This window comes from Tardiphaga sp. 813_E8_N1_3 (genome assembly GCF_051811025.1).
In the GTDB taxonomy this organism is placed as follows: domain Bacteria; phylum Pseudomonadota; class Alphaproteobacteria; order Rhizobiales; family Xanthobacteraceae; genus Tardiphaga.
In genome coordinates, this window is record NZ_JBPWQE010000001.1 from 3,950,044 (window position 1) to 3,966,955 (window position 16,912).

At 55.8% G+C, this 16,912-nt stretch carries 11 protein-coding genes; 3 read left to right on the forward strand and 8 right to left on the reverse strand.

Annotation, left to right across the window (positions count from 1 at the left end):
- Positions 1-478: 478 nt before the first annotated feature.
- A complete protein-coding gene (locus AB8A33_RS18700) occupies positions 479-2,446 on the forward strand; it encodes an Ig-like domain-containing protein (protein WP_439094097.1) in 1,968 nt (655 codons plus the stop codon).
- A gap of 63 nt (positions 2,447-2,509) precedes the next feature.
- Here AB8A33_RS18700 and AB8A33_RS18705 read toward each other — a convergent pair whose 3' ends face one another.
- The 6 genes from AB8A33_RS18705 to AB8A33_RS18730 form a co-directional block, all read right to left on the reverse strand.
- Positions 2,510-3,256: a hypothetical protein gene (locus tag AB8A33_RS18705; protein WP_439094098.1), complete on the reverse strand. Its 747-nt coding sequence runs from the start codon at positions 3,254-3,256 to the stop codon at positions 2,510-2,512.
- A gap of 202 nt (positions 3,257-3,458) precedes the next feature.
- Positions 3,459-4,442 (reverse strand): UDP-glucose 4-epimerase GalE, encoded by a 984-nt coding sequence (galE, locus tag AB8A33_RS18710; RefSeq protein WP_439094099.1) that lies wholly within the window; start codon positions 4,440-4,442, stop codon positions 3,459-3,461.
- An 86-nt stretch (positions 4,443-4,528) separates the two neighbouring features.
- Positions 4,529-5,800: an O-antigen ligase family protein gene (locus tag AB8A33_RS18715; protein ID WP_439094100.1), complete on the reverse strand. Its 1,272-nt coding sequence runs from the start codon at positions 5,798-5,800 to the stop codon at positions 4,529-4,531.
- Positions 5,797-7,083, reverse strand: a complete 1,287-nt coding sequence (locus AB8A33_RS18720; RefSeq protein ID WP_439094101.1) for a glycosyltransferase family 4 protein — start codon at positions 7,081-7,083, stop codon at positions 5,797-5,799. The genes AB8A33_RS18715 and AB8A33_RS18720 overlap by 4 nt, the downstream gene beginning before the upstream one ends.
- 18 nt (positions 7,084-7,101) lie before the next feature.
- Positions 7,102-8,235, reverse strand: a complete 1,134-nt coding sequence (locus AB8A33_RS18725) for a radical SAM protein (RefSeq protein ID WP_439094102.1) — start codon at positions 8,233-8,235, stop codon at positions 7,102-7,104.
- Between the two features lies 1 nt (position 8,236).
- On the reverse strand, positions 8,237-9,592 hold the full coding sequence (locus AB8A33_RS18730; protein WP_439094103.1) for a glycosyltransferase family 4 protein: 1,356 nt from the start codon (positions 9,590-9,592) through the stop codon (positions 8,237-8,239).
- 257 nt (positions 9,593-9,849) lie between these two features.
- On the opposite strand from AB8A33_RS18730, the gene AB8A33_RS18735 reads away from it, so the two are divergent.
- Positions 9,850-11,994, forward strand: a complete 2,145-nt coding sequence (locus tag AB8A33_RS18735; RefSeq protein ID WP_439095974.1) for a type I secretion system permease/ATPase — start codon at positions 9,850-9,852, stop codon at positions 11,992-11,994.
- Between the two features lie 72 nt (positions 11,995-12,066).
- Positions 12,067-14,046 carry an HlyD family type I secretion periplasmic adaptor subunit gene (locus AB8A33_RS18740; RefSeq protein WP_439094104.1) on the forward strand — a complete coding sequence of 660 codons (1,980 nt, stop codon included), beginning with the start codon at positions 12,067-12,069 and terminating at the stop codon, positions 14,044-14,046.
- Positions 14,047-14,139: 93 nt separating this feature from the next.
- Here AB8A33_RS18740 and AB8A33_RS18745 read toward each other — a convergent pair whose 3' ends face one another.
- Positions 14,140-15,477: a DUF4910 domain-containing protein gene (locus AB8A33_RS18745; protein ID WP_439094105.1), complete on the reverse strand. Its 1,338-nt coding sequence runs from the start codon at positions 15,475-15,477 to the stop codon at positions 14,140-14,142.
- Positions 15,478-15,518: 41 nt separating this feature from the next.
- Positions 15,519-16,817 carry a methyltransferase domain-containing protein gene (locus AB8A33_RS18750; protein WP_439094106.1) on the reverse strand — a complete coding sequence of 433 codons (1,299 nt, stop codon included), beginning with the start codon at positions 16,815-16,817 and terminating at the stop codon, positions 15,519-15,521.
- Positions 16,818-16,912 lie beyond the last annotated feature (95 nt).

Consider the following 16,912-nt stretch of genomic DNA (forward strand, 5'->3'; position numbering starts at 1 on the left):
AAACTGCGCGCCGCGACACAGTGCCGCGATTACACTGACGTTCGCGTTCAATAGCAGATGCTTCTCTAGATGTATTATGTAGTTAGCTACTACTCGATCAGTGTATCGCTGCTGCAGCCCTTTACGCGGTGCAACACGAACACATTGAAAACAAAATGTGTTGCCACGGTTCGCTACACTACTATTGATTCGTCAATGCACGATTTATTGGCGACTGCACAACTACTACGCATAAGCTACGAATCATTTCAAACGACAAGAGCCTTCGTCACATCAATCCTCATCGGCCGGCATCCGGGGCAGATGCAAGTTCGGTGGACACTCGGCAAAACTCCAGTTTCGCGTCGCCCGCATGTTTCGTACGGGCGCAATCTCGAAACAGTCAAAATCCCATCTTCTTTGCCGGGATGGATGCTCTTCACAGGTATTTCTTTTGAAGTCGGGCGCACCACCAAGCAGCGACAACCGGGGACATAGGATGGCAATTTCTGTTTCGGATATCTTAGCTCAGAACACGATCGGTTATAGTGAGGGTAAACCAGTTGGTGTACCGACGAGCTACGCATGGTACAACGGTTTGTATAGGCCAGTTGGCTATAGCGGTCCGCCGTCCGACTTCACGTCGGTAACTGGATGGGGGCAAGTCTATCAGAAGGCTGGTGCCCCGGCGTATTCGAATCCAAATGCGACCATCGATGTCGCCAACGCTAAGACTTATGTGCACCTGAAGGCCACAGGTGAGTGGGTTCTGGTTCAAAATCAGGCCAATAACCAGATTGCGGGCGCGCATTTCGTCGCCGATTTCAGCGGTAATTCGGCGATCGCCATGAAGATCGGATCCCAGGCAGCGGGGAGCGCGACAATGGCGACGCCGCCAGCCGGATATAACGACCATTTCTGGCCTAGCGCGCGCGGTATCTATGCAGCAGGGGCGGTTGATGCCGTCTATGTGCAGATGGATATGAAGGTCAGCGATCCCAATCTGCAACTGATCGCCAATGTTGGCGCCGATTGGTGGCGCACCCCTTCGGTCGGCTACGCCAACGGAATGACCAATAATCCCGGGGCAGGTATGAGCAACTGGGTCGAGCTGTCGACTCAGTGGACCACGCTCGGGTTCTATTCCTCAACGACAGCTCAATTTCAGGCAGACTTGCCACCACCGCTTGAAGGAGCGGTTACGGAAGTGCCAAAGCCTACCATCACGCTCTTCAGCGCCGACAGCGGCATCGTCGGCGACGGCATTACGAACGCATCTGTCTTGAAGTTGACGGGGACCGCCCAGGCGGGTCTCGCTGTCAACGTCTTTGACGGATCCAAGCTTCTCGGGACGACCAAGGCTGATGCGTCCGGTGCATGGACGTTTACGACGGCGCAGCTTACGAACGCGTCGCACAGCTTCGCTGCAAAGGCCATCAGTGCTTCAGGAAGTACGAGCACCTCATCGACAACCCTGACTGTTCAGGTCGATACGATTGCCCCCACCGCACCGAAGCTTCTCTCGTTCTCTCCCGATACCGGCGTCGTTGGAGACGGCAAGACCGACGCGACTGTCATTAAGCTGACCGGCACAGCGGAGGCAGGCAGCGCCGTCAAGGTGTTCGATGGGGCGGCCCAGATCGGCACCGTGAGGACCGATTCGCAGGGATCATGGAGTTTGGTAACGGGGCCACTATCGACGGCCACTCACACTTTTTCCGCTACGGCCACCGATGTCGCCGGCAACTCAAGTACAGCCTCATCGCCGCTCAACGTCAGAGTTGATGGAGGCGGGACTTCTCCACCCCCGGTCACGGGTGAGAATCTTTTGATCAACGGATCGTTCGAGGCATCAGCCGTGAAATCCAGTTGGTTTGCCGGATTCAGTACGATTCCGGGATGGTCGGCCGTTAGCGGTGGCACGATCGAACTTTGGAACAATTTGAACGGCGTAAAAGCGACCAATGGCGTGAACTTTGGAGAGCTGGACTATCTCGGCGCCGATGACGGGCTCCACCAGAACGTGTTGACTATCCAAGGCCAGAGTTACGACCTCTCACTCGACGCGCGCAGTCGGCCTGGCTTTACGGGGGCAACCTGCTCCATGGAAATTCTCTGGAACGACACCGTAGTCGCGCGCGTACCACCCGGAAATAGCTGGCAGACCTATAATTTTACGGTGACCGGGACAGGTGGGTCCGACCGTCTGACCATTCGTGAGGTTGCAGGCCAAGGCGGCGACGGCTTGGGCGCACTTTATGACAATGTGAGCTTGGTGGCCAAGCAGCCGATAACATCCGCGTCGCAGGCAAGTCTGGCTCAGGCATCACGTGCCGTCGACCTTATCAATCAATATTCCGCAACAAGTGCTGTCAATTCCGACTATGGGACCAGCCCCCTGGCGAACGCGGCCGACTCCCTCACCACTCTCTCACAGACGTTAGCGCAGTCGCAGCAGCACACCTGACAGCATCAATCTTAGGGGGGCGCCGCTCCAGACGCGAGCCCCCGAGGAGCCTTTTCTCACTCCTCACGAAGCGTCATTTTGCGACTGGAAATTTTTTACGGTCGTGTTGTGTCGACCAACTAATTCAAGAACAGCCGGTCCATGGGCAAGAACAATGCTCGTGGATCTCGCTCGCATCTCCTCGCAGCAGCGCTTGATTTCACGAGTCAGCGCCTTATCGGCTTCAGCATAGAATTCCGCGAAAGACGGCCACTCATCTGGCCACCGACTTGCGATCCGTAGCGTATTGAGAAACGGAAACTCGGCTGATTTCGGTGAAGCCGTGTACCACGGCCCCACATTTAGCAACGTCTCACCATGCGCCGCCTGCAAATTGGAGCGGATACCCGCCGCCCACGACCCAACATCGATCGGCTCTTCATCAGCAGATAGCAATTCGAGCCCAGCGTTATAACAGACCCCAAAATGCATAACCGCCTCGTCGAACGAGGTGCACAGATACTCCAAATGGAAATGCACGAATCTCAGATGCTGATACGGACGGCTGGCCTCCTCTACCTGCGTCAGTCCGCTCGCGATTCTCTGAAACTCCCATGCATCTTCGCAGACCGTCTCAAATTGCAATAACGCTTCTACAATTTCCCTGAGCCTATCATGTGCCGCAGCGATCGGATTTCTCGCGAATTCCGGCAACAAGCAGAGATAGGGCGCATCGGCAATGCTCAGGTTAACCTTGGCATCATCTATGATCCGATCGAGCAGGCCTGCTGCGATCTGCGAGGCGGCAGCTTCTGCTTCAACAATGGTCATTGGCGCCGGCTATCTCAGGCTAAACAGACTGCCAGTCAGCGTGCGCACGAACCGGCATCCAGGGTCTACGTACCACCTCCCTCTAGCATGTTCGCACGCCAGCGCCACCAGTTTTCAATCCGGTGCAATTTCGATGGCTGAGTAATAGCGGAAAATCGACAGCCTATGACTGCGTGAGAGCGCATCGCATACCGCGTCTCTCTCAGGTCGCTCGCTGATGCCACTTCCATGCAGAACCGACGATGGTCGAAAGGTCCGAATACCTGGGCTGGAAGCCCAGCACTTCCTTGGCGCGCCCCGGATTTGCAACCAGTACCGGCGGATCACCACTCCGCCGAGGCTTGATGACAAATGGCGTCTCCCTATTCGTCTCACGCCGAATTTGGCCGATGATTTCCTTGACGGAGTATCCCCTTCCCGTTCCCAGATTGAAGCATCCGCCGGCCCCACCCGCGCGAAGATGCTTCAAGGCAAGGACATGGGCCTGCGCCAGATCCGTCACGTGAATATAGTCACGTATGGCCGTGCCATCGGGAGTCGCGTAGTCATCTCCGAAAATCGCAAAATCCTCCAGCTTGCCCTGCGTCGCCAGAATGGCGCGTGGGATTAGATGTGTCTCGGGGGAATGGTTTTCGCCAATCTCCCCGCCAATATCCGCGCCACTCGCGTTAAAGTATCGCAGGCAGATTGTCGCCAGGCCATAAGCCTCACCGAAGTCCGCCAACATATCCTCGACGATCCGCTTGGTTCTCCCATATGGATTGATCGGCTGCAGGACTTCACTCTCTTCAATCAAATCCTTATCAACGCATCCATAGACAGCGCCGCTGCTCGAGAACACCAATGTCTTGCACGACGCATCGCGCATGGCACGCAACAGACTCACCGTGCCTTCAACATTATTTCTGTAGTATTTTTCCGGATCACTGACGGATTCGCCGACGAGGCTCGAGGCGGCGAAGTGAAACACCGCCACGGCGCGATATTTCTCAATCGTCTCCGCCAGGTATCGCTGATCGTGAATATCGCCTTCGATCAACGGGCCCCACTTGACCGATGATCGATGTCCCGTCGACAGATTGTCATAGCAAATTGGACGATAACCGGCTTCTGCAAGACCCTTGCAGCAATGCGACCCTATGTACCCAGCACCGCCCACAACCACGACATTCGGCGTCTCACTCATCATCCACCCCACACGCAGCGCTCAGCCTCACATACGGACCGCCAGACTCGGCCGTTACAATCTTCACGGTCGACATCTCCGGCCAACTAGACAAATTCTTTCTCGTCGGTCTCCCGACTGACGTATCGCGCCCTTTTCCTTGCGTTCGCCTGCGCGTCGGAACGGCTTCCATGCATCACCGACGCCCGGCCGGCATAGGCAAAGTACAGCGCCATCGAAGTAAAATTATCGAGGAGGTTCTCCGAGAAAAAGTAGATACAGAGGACTACCAAAAGAACTCGCGTCGCTCCAACCGGAAGTGATCGGTAAACGTGGATCAGAAATGGAACGAAGACGGCGAGATTGATCAAACCGTACTCTGCCAGAATGCGCAGATAGTCGTTATGGGCAACGAGCGCAGCATAGGTAACGAGCGCCGTTTGCCCCGATCCGTAACCAAGAAGAAAAACGCTGGTCCCCTGGCTCGAATACACATTCCAGATATCCGTCCAGTGTATCAGACGAAAGAATGCTGAAAGATCTGTCGACCCCGTCATGGTGACAAGCTGCTTGTAGGACATTGACGCAATCGCGCTCGGATCCATGCTGAATACCAGCATCAAGTTGTCGTACGTCGCAATTCCGCGGTCGAGGGCGCCAACCGACAGCGCGATAGCGCCGCCTATGCCAACGGCAATAAGAGAAACGATAGAACTTCTCCGAATCGGCATTACAATCCACAAGCAGGACGCCACTGCTGTCGCGACGGCTGCCCCCAGCTTGTTCATGATGATAGCATTGATGAACTGAAACAGAATGACCCGGTTGCCGTAGAGCTGCGTTACCGCAAACAGAAGCGCCGAAAAATACAGAACACCGGTATTCGCGTTCGGAAAATACGAGAAGACTTCACTCGCAAAGCTCTCATTCTCGTAAACCTTGCTGCTCCCTTTGGTCAGCAAGAAAAGTATCGGCACAATGCCGAGCGCAACAACGCAGCGCAACTCGATTGGTTTCATTTTGCCGCCGGTCGCGCGTCCCGCGGCATAGAACACATAGATTGAGAGATACTTGAGAGCATCCGTCATCGACGCAACCTGCAGATTGTAGATGACACTTAACGTCGTCGTCACCAGTGCGACGAGCAGATATCCCTTCGCCGCGCTGTCCTCCCGCTGCGACTGCATAATGATCTGAATTGAATATCCGATGATCGCGAGGCTGACGGCGTTTCCCACGGCATTGAAGACTTGTGCTCCCAGAAAGTGATAGAGAAATGCGCAGATATTGATGATCAACAAGCCGATGCAGAACGTCGGGAAGTAGGACGATTTCGGTACCGCAACAGTGGAACGGCTTTCGATCGCAAATTCGCTCATCGACGGCCACTCATATCGTTGATCGCTTCCTCACCCTTTGCCCTCATCACCGCAACCTCCGGCACCACCATCGATGGTCGTCGCTTCTGCCGGCGTCCAATTGGAGGTCTGACGATGAGGTCATCCTTGTCCTTCTGCGGACGCGTTGACGACCTGTCCGGGTGGGACGCCCCCATCACGGCATCATAAATTTCGAGCGTCTTCGAGGCGATATCATTCCAGTCATAACGGCGCGTACTCTCATGTCGAATCGTCTCGCGCTCGACCGCTCCCATCCGGACCGCAGTGAGAGCAGCCATCTTCGATCTAAGTTCTTCGCAATCTCCGACCGGAAAGATATTGGCTGGGTCCGTCACAACTTCGCAGTTTGACGGAATGTCACTAACCAACACCGGAAGCCCATAACTCAAGGCTTCGAGTAGGACGATTGGTAATCCTTCATGCGACGACGGCAATACGAAAAGTCCAGCATGCGCATAGAGCTGACGCAACGTCTCGCCGCTTTGGTATCCGGCCATGACAACGTTGTCCCGGCCTTGCGCCTCGATCACAAGCCGATCTGCGTATTCGTTCTTGTGATCGATCCGCCCAACGATGACGAGCTTCCATCCATCCGATTTCAATCCTTCGAATGCTCGCAAGAGATCGATCTGCCGTTTCTCGGGGACCAGCCGCCCAACCGTCAATACATACCGTCCCGCTTCGAGACCCAACGCGTTGATCTTGTCTGTGTTCAGCGGAAGCTCGGAGAATACGACCCCGTTTGGTATGACGTCGCACGTCTTTTCATACTTTTCCTCGATAAGCTGACCGATGCTGCGACTGACGGCTATCCGCTTATGCGCGTATCGCATTCCGAATGCCTCGCCGGTCCGCAGAATCGTCCGCGCAGCCCACCCCCATTTCTCTCGATTGTAGTCCTCGCCATGATGCGTCACGACGACGCGCAAGCCGAATAATCTCAGCAACGGCGTCACGATCGCCGGACCGATCCCGTGAATATGCACGACGCTCGGTCGCTTAATCCCGGCGACGAGCGCACAGATCAGCGAATGCAGCAGCGTTTCGAGATACACACTGCGCACAGTCCAGAGGCGAAGGATCGTCACTCCGCGCCACGCATCGCCTTCCTGCGCGTCCACATATGGCGATCGCACGCAGGCAGTTACCCTCTGCCCTAACTTTGCAAGCCTCGGCGTAAGGTTCTCGACATGGTTCTCAATCCCGCCCTGAACCTCCGGGAAGCCACGAAACCCGAACGTGTAGACCTCTCCCTTACTCATGGCGCCACTCCCCCGCTCTTAGTTGTTGATGAATGACTTCAGTGGGTAATGTTGGTCGGTCGTTACGCGCCCTTTGACCAGCTTGGCCTTGACGGTCTTGTCCAGAAATGACGGTCGCTCGACATGCGGCGACGGCCGGGCATCCGAATAGTCGATATAGCTGTCGAAGCAGATTTTCTTGCCCATCGACACCTTGGCTTTGTTTTTGAGGACCCACATCAATGGCTCCTGCTTTGGCAGTTGCGGTACGATCCGGGACCGCATCGCGGTCCGTGCGGTGGTCACCATCCAGCAATTCTGTGCGCATCCGGCGACCTTGCCGAGCGTCTTCCGGGCGGTATCGCTGTTGGCAATCTCATCCCATGACTGCTTTGCAAGATTTCCCATCGGAAGATCGGACCGGACGTTGCATGCCCAAACATCCGACCACGGGTCAATAAACGCGAAGTCCTTACCGGCGCTGCAGGGAATGAGCCTGTCGTGACCGAGAATCTTCTCGATCAAACCGAGATTCAGATAGGCGCGGAACCAGTTCTTCGGCTTGTTGCTTTTCAACAGCGCCTCGACGAGCCCCTCGACCTTGCGCGCGACACTGCGCCGATCATAAAAATAGTTGTCGTTCTTGTAGAACTGCCAGGCGTTATGCAGCGTCGAGGTTGCGAGTTCGTAGCCTTCCTTGCGGGCGAATTCGTAGACATCGACCAGCTGGTCTACATTCTCGTCCTGGATCACCATCGCAAAGCCAAGATCCGTGCCGCCCGCCTCCTTCAGCATCCGGAGCCCGGCGACCTTCGTGGCATAGCCGCCCTTCTCGCCCCGGATCGTATCGCTCGTTACTTGGTCACCTTCGATCGAGAACCGAACCTTGATGTTCGGATACTTCTTGATGATCGGAACCAGGCGTTCGGGATGCAGGCCATTCGACGAAATCTCGAGGACACGCGCTTTCGGATAAAGCAGATCCGCGATCTCGGCGAGATCTTTGCGAAGTGTTGGCTCACCACCCGACACATTGAGGTTGTCGAAGCCAGGTGGCAGTTTCGACAGTGTCTCGAGTGATATCTCTTCCCGCGGATCTGTTGGGTTCTGCCAGATATAGCACATCTGGCACTTGGAATTGCAGCGGAACGTCGAAATGATAGTGAGATCCATTTTATACTCCGACTCTGTTCTGTTCCTTCGGGGGATTCACGACGCTTTGGTAGAGCGCGAGCAGCGCCGCCCCATGGGCTTGAAGCGAGTATTCGGCTTCGACGACCTTCCTGGCCTCAGCACCAAGCCGCCCGCGGAGGCCCCGGTCTGCGAGCAGCAGTCGAATTTTGCTCGATAGGTCGTGAACGTCCTTCGAGGCAAATAGCAGCCCGGTCGATCCGTCTCTGACCAACTCGGGAATTCCACCAATTCGCGATGCCAGAACCGTTTTTCCGTGCGCCATCGCCTCCAGGATCGAGAGCGGGCTGTTCTCGTGCCACTCCGAAGGCACCACGACGACGGCGGCCCCGCGAATGACATTCGTCAGATCTCCACCAGCCAGATGTCCCTTGAACTCGGCGTCTGGAAATTGCGTCCGGAGCTCAGATAACAGAGGCCCGGTCCCGGCCACGACAAGCCGCCAAGTGGCGCTGTCTGCGGCATGTGCTTTCAGCAGCGTGGCCACACCTTTTTCTGCCGAAAGTCGCCCGAGATAGAGGACATAGCCGCTATCTTCACGAGATACCTGGATCGCGGAGGCGTCGATACCATTGGGAATATGCGTGACTTTCGCGTCCCCGAACCGGCGTGCGACGGCGTCACGCATGAATCGACTGGGTGCGATGAATTGACTGACACGTTGATAACTTTGCGCCACCGCGTGATACCGCGCTTCGGCCCAAAGTAACGCGCTTCGCCCCAGCGACCCGTCCGCACATCGTTTATGCAAGATCGATTCGAAGCGTCCGCTGGTGCAGTCCGTGCAGACCGCACCATTCGACAGCTGCGTGTAGACCGGGCAAACCGGCTTGTAGTCGTGCAGCGTCAGAACGACCGGTGTATAAAGCCGCGCAGCGGCATTGATGATCGACGGCGTCAGCTGATGGTAAATGTTGTGGCAATGTAAAAGGCTGGGATTCTCGTCGCGTATGAGCTTGGAAATATTCTTTACCGCTTCCTGAGACCGAACGAAGGAAATCGCCGCCTTTATTTTGCTAATCCTTGACCCCGCCTTGTAGCTCTTCTCGGAAACGAAGTAAGATTCGTAATTCGACGGACGATTGCGACTGTCGCGCATGGAGAACTCCACGACGTCGATGCCGCGCTCCTTCATCCAGTCCATTTCGTCGAACATCACGGCCTCTGAGCCGCCATTCCGGAAGAAGAATTTATTCGCGACAAGGATCTTTTCCAACTGATCCGCAGCGCAACTCAGTGTCGGCCGTTGAATATCAGGGACCCCGTCCGCGCTACGTTCAGCCTGCGACGGCCTTAGCATCACGATGGTCTCGTTGCGGAACGCGCTACTGGCGGGCATGCGTAATGACCTCGTCTTTATGGGTTGAAGCCATCTCTCAGATGTCTCTCAAACGACCTATGAACGAAGCGTATGCGTAGGTACGACGGTGATATTGACGGGCGTCAACTCCGCTTAGCGCAGTGCAATAGAGTCTTCTCTCAACGACATCTGCCTGAACTTCTCCTCTATTTCGGCGCCAGAATTGGACCGGATCATTACTGCGGCTCGAGCTCGACATGGTAGCAGCACAGGTGCCGCGCGGCGCGAGGGGACCAATGGAAGAGCACCTCGAGCCAACGGCAGCAAAGTCCGACGGCGGTCTTATAGCTCTCGTCATGATGCTCAGATTTCAGGGGCTGAGCATTGACCCGGAGCGCATTCGGCATCAGTTCGGCCACAAGCTCATCGGCGTGGCTGAAATGCTCCGTTGCGCCAAGGATCTCGGCCTGAAGGCGCGCATTGTGCGCAGCAGTTGGGTGCGGCTGTCCAAGGTGCCAATGCCGGCCCTGGCGCTTCTCAAGGACGGTCAGTTCCTCCTGCTCGGCAAGGTCGAGCCCGAGAGGGTCATCGTCCTACAGCCGGGTCGATCGCAGCCGACAATGATGACGCCATCCGAGCTGACAACCCTATGGGACGGCCCGCTTCTCTTGATGGCGAAACGGGCGACCCTTTCGGATCTGGCTCGGCGGTTCGACCTCACCTGGTTCATCGCGGCAATCTACAAGTACCGCTGGCTATTGAGCGAAGTTCTGCTTGCTTCGTTCTTCCTCCAGCTATTTGCGCTGGTCTCTCCGCTCTTTTTCCAGGTTGTCGTCGATAAGGTTCTTGTTCATCGCAGTATGAGCACCCTCGACGTGCTCGCGATCGGCCTAATTGCCATCGCCTTGTTCGAGACCATCCTTTCGATTCTTCGGACCTATCTCCTGTCTCACACCACCAACCGCATCGACGTCGAGCTCGGCGCCCGGTTGTTTCGGCATCTATTGGCGCTTCCGATCGGTTATTTCCAGACCCGACGCGTCGGCGACTCCGTAGCGCGCGTCCGTGAGCTGGAGAACATCCGGAATTTTCTCACCAGTTCGTCTTTGACCGTCGCCATCGATCTGTTCTTCACGGTCATCTTCATCGGTGTTCTATTTGTTTACTCGCCACTCCTCACGTGGATCGTAGTCGCCGCGTTTCCCATTTATATCGTCATCTCTGCCGTTGCGACGCCGCTATTCCAGTACCGGCTCGATGAAAAATTCAGGCGCGGCGCCGAGAACCAGGCATTTCTGGTCGAAAGTATCACTGCCATCGAAACGTTGAAAGCAATGGCGGTCGAGCCCCAGATGCAGCGGCGCTGGGAGGAGCAGCTGGCAGCCTATGTGTCTGCCAGCTTTCGCGTCCTCAGTCTGGGCAATTTCACCAGCCAGTTCGTTCAGTTCATTAGCAAAATCGTGAGTGCGCTGATTCTATACTTTGGTGCCAAGCTGGTCATCAGTGGTGACCTAACCGTCGGCGAACTGGTGGCCTTCAATCTACTCGCGGGCCGTGTCAACGCACCAATTCTCAGACTGGCCCAACTCTGGCAGGACTTTCAGCAAACACGCCTCTCGGTTGCCCGGCTTGGTGACATCCTGAATACCGCTCCGGAGCCAGCCTATATGCCCAGTCGGATGTCGCTTGCGGCCATCAGAGGGGACGTCCGCTTTGAACATGTAACGTTCCGTTATCGCATCGATGGGCCGGAAATCCTCTACAACATCAACATCCATTGTCCTGCTGGACAAATTATTGGAGTGGTTGGCCCATCCGGGTCGGGCAAGAGCACGCTCGCGAAACTGGTTCAGCGCCTCTATGTCCCCGAAACGGGCCGGGTTTTGGTCGACGGCGTCGACATCGCACAGGTCGATCCAAGTTGGCTTCGTCGACAGATTGGCGTTGTCCTGCAAGATAGCGTTCTGCTTAATGCCTCCATTCGCGAAAACATCGCTTTGGTTGATCCAGCGACACCTGCCGGAAGAGTTGTCGAAGCTGCCGCTCTCGCGGGCGCCCATGAGTTTATCCTCGAGCTTCCGGAAGGCTACGATACTGTCGTCGGCGAGCGGGGCAACACATTGTCGGGCGGCCAGCGCCAACGCGTCGCCATCGCGCGCGCTCTCATAACTGATCCCCGTATTTTGATCTTCGATGAGGCTACAAGCGCGCTCGACTACGAAAGCGAACGGATCGTCCAAAAGAATATGGCGCAAATCGCCAAGGGGCGTACAGTATTCATTATTGCTCATCGCCTTTCCGCCCTCCGCATGGCCGATCGCATCATTACGATCGAGAATGGACGGCTGGTCGAGGACGGCACCCATCAGGACCTCATAAAAGCCGGCGGGCGCTATGCCAAGCTTTATCGTTTGCAGGCGGGATTTCATGACCCGGCTTGATCCCTGTCTCGACGCATTGCCAGATTATTCTGTATTCGGGATTCGAATTATCCCAAGAGCGAGAGACGCAGTTTGACCGTACTTAAGACCACATCCTTGCACGCTAGCGACGATCCCGGCTTCTTTGCCCTGGAGATGCTGTTACGCCTGGCCGGATTGGAGGTCGACGTTGCCCTGCTGCGCAGCATCAGCAACAACGGTCCCATCGATGTTGCAAGTATTCTAGCTTACGCACGGAAGGCCGAACTGTCCGCACGATGTATCGAAACAAGGTGGATTGACCTTCCCAAATATGCACTTCCGGGCATCATTCCTCTTCGCAATGGCAGTTTCTCGATTGTCGGCAGCGTCGCCGGCGAGAAGGTCGTCGTTCTCCATGCTGGTGCATCTCGTCCAAGCGTTCTGAATGAGGCACAATTCACCTCATTCTGGGATGGCCGCCTGCTTCTAATCCGAAAGCTATCTCCGGTATCCGCGTCGATCCTGAGGATTCGCAAGGTGTTGACACGCATCCTCCAGAAGCCACGTCGGCTCGACCAGGCTGCGTCGCATAGCCCCCAGGGCCAAGTCGCGGTTCTGGTCACTGCACGACGGGGTGCCGCCGCCATGTCCAGTCAGGCCCGAAGATTCGGTAATGCTGTGGCCAGCCTGAAGCCGCGGGATCAGACGTCTCATGTTCATGAATTGGCATTCCTGCCCGCTGCTCTAGAAATCGTGGAAACCCCTCCGTCTCCAATCGGGCGCGCAGTCGCGTATACTATTGCTTCCATCTTCACATTCACGCTCATCTGGGCGACATTCGGCACCGTCGATATTGTGGCCACCGCACCGGGGAAGTTCGTCCCGAGCGGACGCACGAAATCAATCCAGCCTCTCGAAGCCGGTGTCATTCGAGCGATCAGCGTTACGGACGGCCAGGCCGTGCGGAGCGGCGATCCTTTGATCGCGTTCGATGCCACGATGAGCACCGCAGAACTTGGCCACCTCAAAAGTGACCTCCTTGGGTCGGAGCTTGACGTGGCACGGCTGAAGGCGGCTTTGAGTAAAGCGCAGACTCCCCTGAATGCATTTGCCTCGCCGAGCAATGCGCCCTCGGCCCTCGTTGAGATGCACCGGCGCTTTCTTATCAGCCAGACCGCCGAGCAAGCTGCCAAACTCGCAACCATCAATGGCCAGATTGCACAAAAGGAGGCCGAGCGAGCGACTTCCAAGGCATTGAGCGAGAAATTGCGCGCCGTCTTGAATCCCTTGCAGCAAAGGGTCGAAATCCGGGAGCAGCTGTTTCAGAAGGGCCTGGGCTCGAAGATCAATTATCTCACCGAACTGCAGGACCTGGTTACCCAACGCCAGGAGCTGACCGTACAGGACAGCCGCCATAGCGAAGCGGAGGCTGCAATTGCGGTGTTAGTCGAAATGCGAACGAAGGCGGTCGCAGAATATGAAAGATCGCTGTTCGAGGAACTGGCCAAAGCGGAACAGAAGGTCGCGGGCCTCACGCAGGACGTCATCAAGGCGGAGCGCCGCACCGCGCTACAGACCTTGACGGCTCCTATCGACGGTACCGTCCAGCAATTGTCCGTTCACACTGTTGGCGGGGTCGCCACTCCGGCCCAGACTCTCATGCTGATTGTCCCGGAAGACAGCCGCCTGGAAATCGAAGCTAATATTTCCAACAGGGACATCGGATTTGTCGAACCGGGCCAAGACGTGGCTATCAAGGTCGATACGTTCAACTTCACGCGCTACGGCCTTCTGAGCGGCAAGATTCTGAGCATCTCGAAGGATGCCATCACCCGCAACAAGCCGCCTGCCCGGGGCGCCGATTCTTCACCTGCTACAGACACTGCCAGCAGCGAACCGGCCGGTCAGGAGCTCGTATATTCCGCACGCGTATCGGTGGATCGCAAACAGATGGATGTAGAAAATAGAACCGTTGATCTTTCGGCCGGCATGGCTGTCACCGTTGAGATCAACACCGGATCACGTCGGATTATCAGCTACATCATATCCCCGCTGCTGCGCTACAAACAAGAAAGTCTGCGCGAGCGATAGCACAAAGATCTAATTACGATCGCCGTACTCCCCACCGTTCGGAACCAGCATGTGCCGCGCTAGCTCACTCGCACGCGGCAGACGCTGGCCCGCTCAGCGCACCAGGCCGGCGGACTGTAATGCAGAAGCCGCCTCCTTAAGGGTCCCCCAGGGCAGACTTGAGCGTTCGGCGATATCGAGCAGAGAGGTTGCACCGTCCGACATATTCAGAATCCATAGCAACGCCAACTGGTACTCACCAGCAGAGCGCCCGCCAATGGTGCTGTAAAGACCATATTCACCGAGCTTCGGCTCGCACATTGGCTTTTGATTGGTATATTTTTGATTGTTCTCAATCACATCGATCGCCGCGATTGCCCTGTCCAATGAATCGCGTAAAGATGCTGGTTTCACGAATGACAGATTGTCAGCCGATGTATGGTACTCGGGGAATTTCCCGTGCGGCGTCCTCATGAATGAGCCGACCGGGAGATTGATGCCGGGTGAGCAATATTGCCGCTCGTCATAGCCAAATGGTGAGAACGGCTGAATTGTGTGGGGCTCGCCACCCTGCTTCAATACATAGGTCCACGCACGATCGATCTCGGCATTGCCTTGGCGGCTTAATTTGTATGTCGGGCTCCCAGCGTCGCCCACACACGTCAAAACGAAGCCATGCTTGATCCGGCTGAGATGCGCTTGATTCAACGCCAACCAGGTGATCGATCCGATTGTGCCTGGGATAAACACAAATCGATAAGAGTAGCGCAGATCCATGTTGCGCAAATACTGCGCGAGCGCTGTTGCAACAGCAATTCCGGATAGATTGTCATTGCAAAGAGATGGATGGCACACGTGGCAGGATATAAGGACTTCCTCCGGTGAGCTCCCTAGCAGCCGTAAGTCTCCATAGGTCAGATGCCCGAGTTCAAGCATCGAGTCGATGCAAACCTCGTACTCGTCTTCTTTGAGCGCCAGCAACTGCGTATGTGTGACGCAAAATCCCCAGGCGGCGTGATAATACGACGTGCGATACGGAATGACGTCCGGATGGTCTGGATCTGAAAAGAGGTGTTTCTTCAGTTCTTCAAGATTAAGGCGCACATGGACAGGCACGCTGTAACTAACCACATGAAGATTGCACGCGCGGAAATCTACTATGCGCTCTCCCGCGCTGTTTTTGATGTAAGCATCGCGGATATTCCACTCAGATGGCACCGTCCAGTCGAAAACTTTCAAACCGGACGGCACCTCACAGGTGGTAAGCGGCACATACTTCTGAATATGACGAAGGGTTTCGCGAACCCCCTCGCCGGTAATGCTCCTGCAAATCGGATAGAGATCTGCAATGAAGTCATGCATGGCTTGACCACTGCGATCGGCCGATAGCTCGGTCGTCGCGGTGCCCCCCTCAAGTCGACCCGACACCACCTTCCGAACAATATCATGCATCGCCAGGTCTCACTCCACTCTGTATTCTGACGTTCGGATCGTCACGCGATGACAACAGGCTCCGGAATAGGAACAATAAATTTTGCTCCCCAACCGCGGGCAAATGACAGCTGGCTGATGATCTCCTGTTGCAGATTCCACGGAAGGATCAGGATATAGTCCGGCTTTGTCACCCCTATCCTTTCCGGCTCATAGATTGGGATGTGCGTGCCGGGCAATAAATGCCCCTGCTTGTGTGGGTTCTTATCGACCGTATACTCGACGAGGTCGGCGCTGACACCGCAGTAATTCAGCAGAGTGTTTCCCTTGGCCGGCGCTCCATATCCGACGACCCGTTTGCCTTCACGTTTTGCTGTTTCCAGAAAGTCGATCAGCTTTCGCTTCGTCTCCAGGGCGCGTTCCTCGAAGGCCTGATAATGCTCCAGATTGGCGAATCCCGCCGCGATCTCCTTTTCGCGCAACGCTGACACCCGGCTCGACATTGCGTGACGTCCGCGACCAGTGTGCTGTGCATAGATCCGGAGCGAACCACCGTGGGTCGACAGCTCCTCAACATCGAACAACGTCATATCGTGGGACGCAAAAATCTTTTCAACAGTCAGAAACGAGAAGTAGGAAAAGTGCTCATGATAAATCGTGTCGATCTGGCATTCGTCAAACAGCCGCATGAGGTGCGGGAATTCCATTGTCGCCACGCCACGATCATCGAGGAGAATGCTGATCCCGCCGACAAAATCATTCAGGTTTGGCACATGCGCCAGCACGTTATTTCCAATCAGAAGATTGGCACGCAGCCCTTCGCGGCGAAGCGTTTTGGCTGACCGCTCACCGAAAAAATCGACGCGCGTGGGAATACCGCGCGCTCTGGCGACCGCTGCAACATTCTGCGCCGGCTCGATTCCGAGGACCGGGATCTCATGCTCGACAAAGTACTGCAGGAGATATCCATCATTGCTTGCGATCTCGACGACGCTCGTATCTGGACCGAGGCCAAAGCGAGTGATTACGTTGTCGACATACTTCTTGGCATGTTGAAGCCATGATTCGCTGTATGACGAGAAATACGCGTAATCGCCGAAGATGTTCTCCGGGCTTTCCCACTCTTCCAACTGAACAAGAAGGCACTCGCTACATACATAGGCCTTCAGCGGGAAGAATTTCTCCTTTTCTCCCTTGTCATCCTTCTTCAGATAGGAATTTGCGAGAGGAGACATCCCAAGGTCGAGAAACACATTCTCCAGAGGAGCACTACAGAATCTGCAGGTACATGTTTCATCCGAATGCGACGACGGTGTCGCCGCCGAATTGAAGGACTGCACAGCGACTTCTTGATTCAACATGGGTACGCTCCTGATGCGCGTTCGCGTTATCTCGCACCGGCACCGTATTTGTCTGCGCACCCGTTCACTTGACCTCTGTCAAGTTATCATAACTA

Bases quoted from the DNA above. Each gene is read 5' to 3' on its own strand.
- galE (WP_439094099.1), bottom strand. From the start codon at position 4,442: ATGAGTGAGACGCCGAATGTCGTGGTTGTGGGCGGTGCTGGGTACATA.
- AB8A33_RS18730 (WP_439094103.1), bottom strand. From the start codon at position 9,592: ATGCCCGCCAGTAGCGCGTTCCGCAACGAGACCATCGTGATGCTAAGG.
- AB8A33_RS18735 (WP_439095974.1), top strand. From the start codon at position 9,850: ATGGAAGAGCACCTCGAGCCAACGGCAGCAAAGTCCGACGGCGGTCTT.
- AB8A33_RS18720 (WP_439094101.1), bottom strand. From the start codon at position 7,083: ATGAGTAAGGGAGAGGTCTACACGTTCGGGTTTCGTGGCTTCCCGGAG.
- AB8A33_RS18700 (WP_439094097.1), top strand. From the start codon at position 479: ATGGCAATTTCTGTTTCGGATATCTTAGCTCAGAACACGATCGGTTAT.
- AB8A33_RS18745 (WP_439094105.1), bottom strand. From the start codon at position 15,477: ATGCATGATATTGTTCGGAAGGTGGTGTCGGGTCGACTTGAGGGGGGC.
- AB8A33_RS18715 (WP_439094100.1), bottom strand. From the start codon at position 5,800: ATGAGCGAATTTGCGATCGAAAGCCGTTCCACTGTTGCGGTACCGAAA.
- AB8A33_RS18725 (WP_439094102.1), bottom strand. From the start codon at position 8,235: ATGGATCTCACTATCATTTCGACGTTCCGCTGCAATTCCAAGTGCCAG.
- AB8A33_RS18750 (WP_439094106.1), bottom strand. From the start codon at position 16,817: ATGTTGAATCAAGAAGTCGCTGTGCAGTCCTTCAATTCGGCGGCGACA.
- AB8A33_RS18705 (WP_439094098.1), bottom strand. From the start codon at position 3,256: ATGACCATTGTTGAAGCAGAAGCTGCCGCCTCGCAGATCGCAGCAGGC.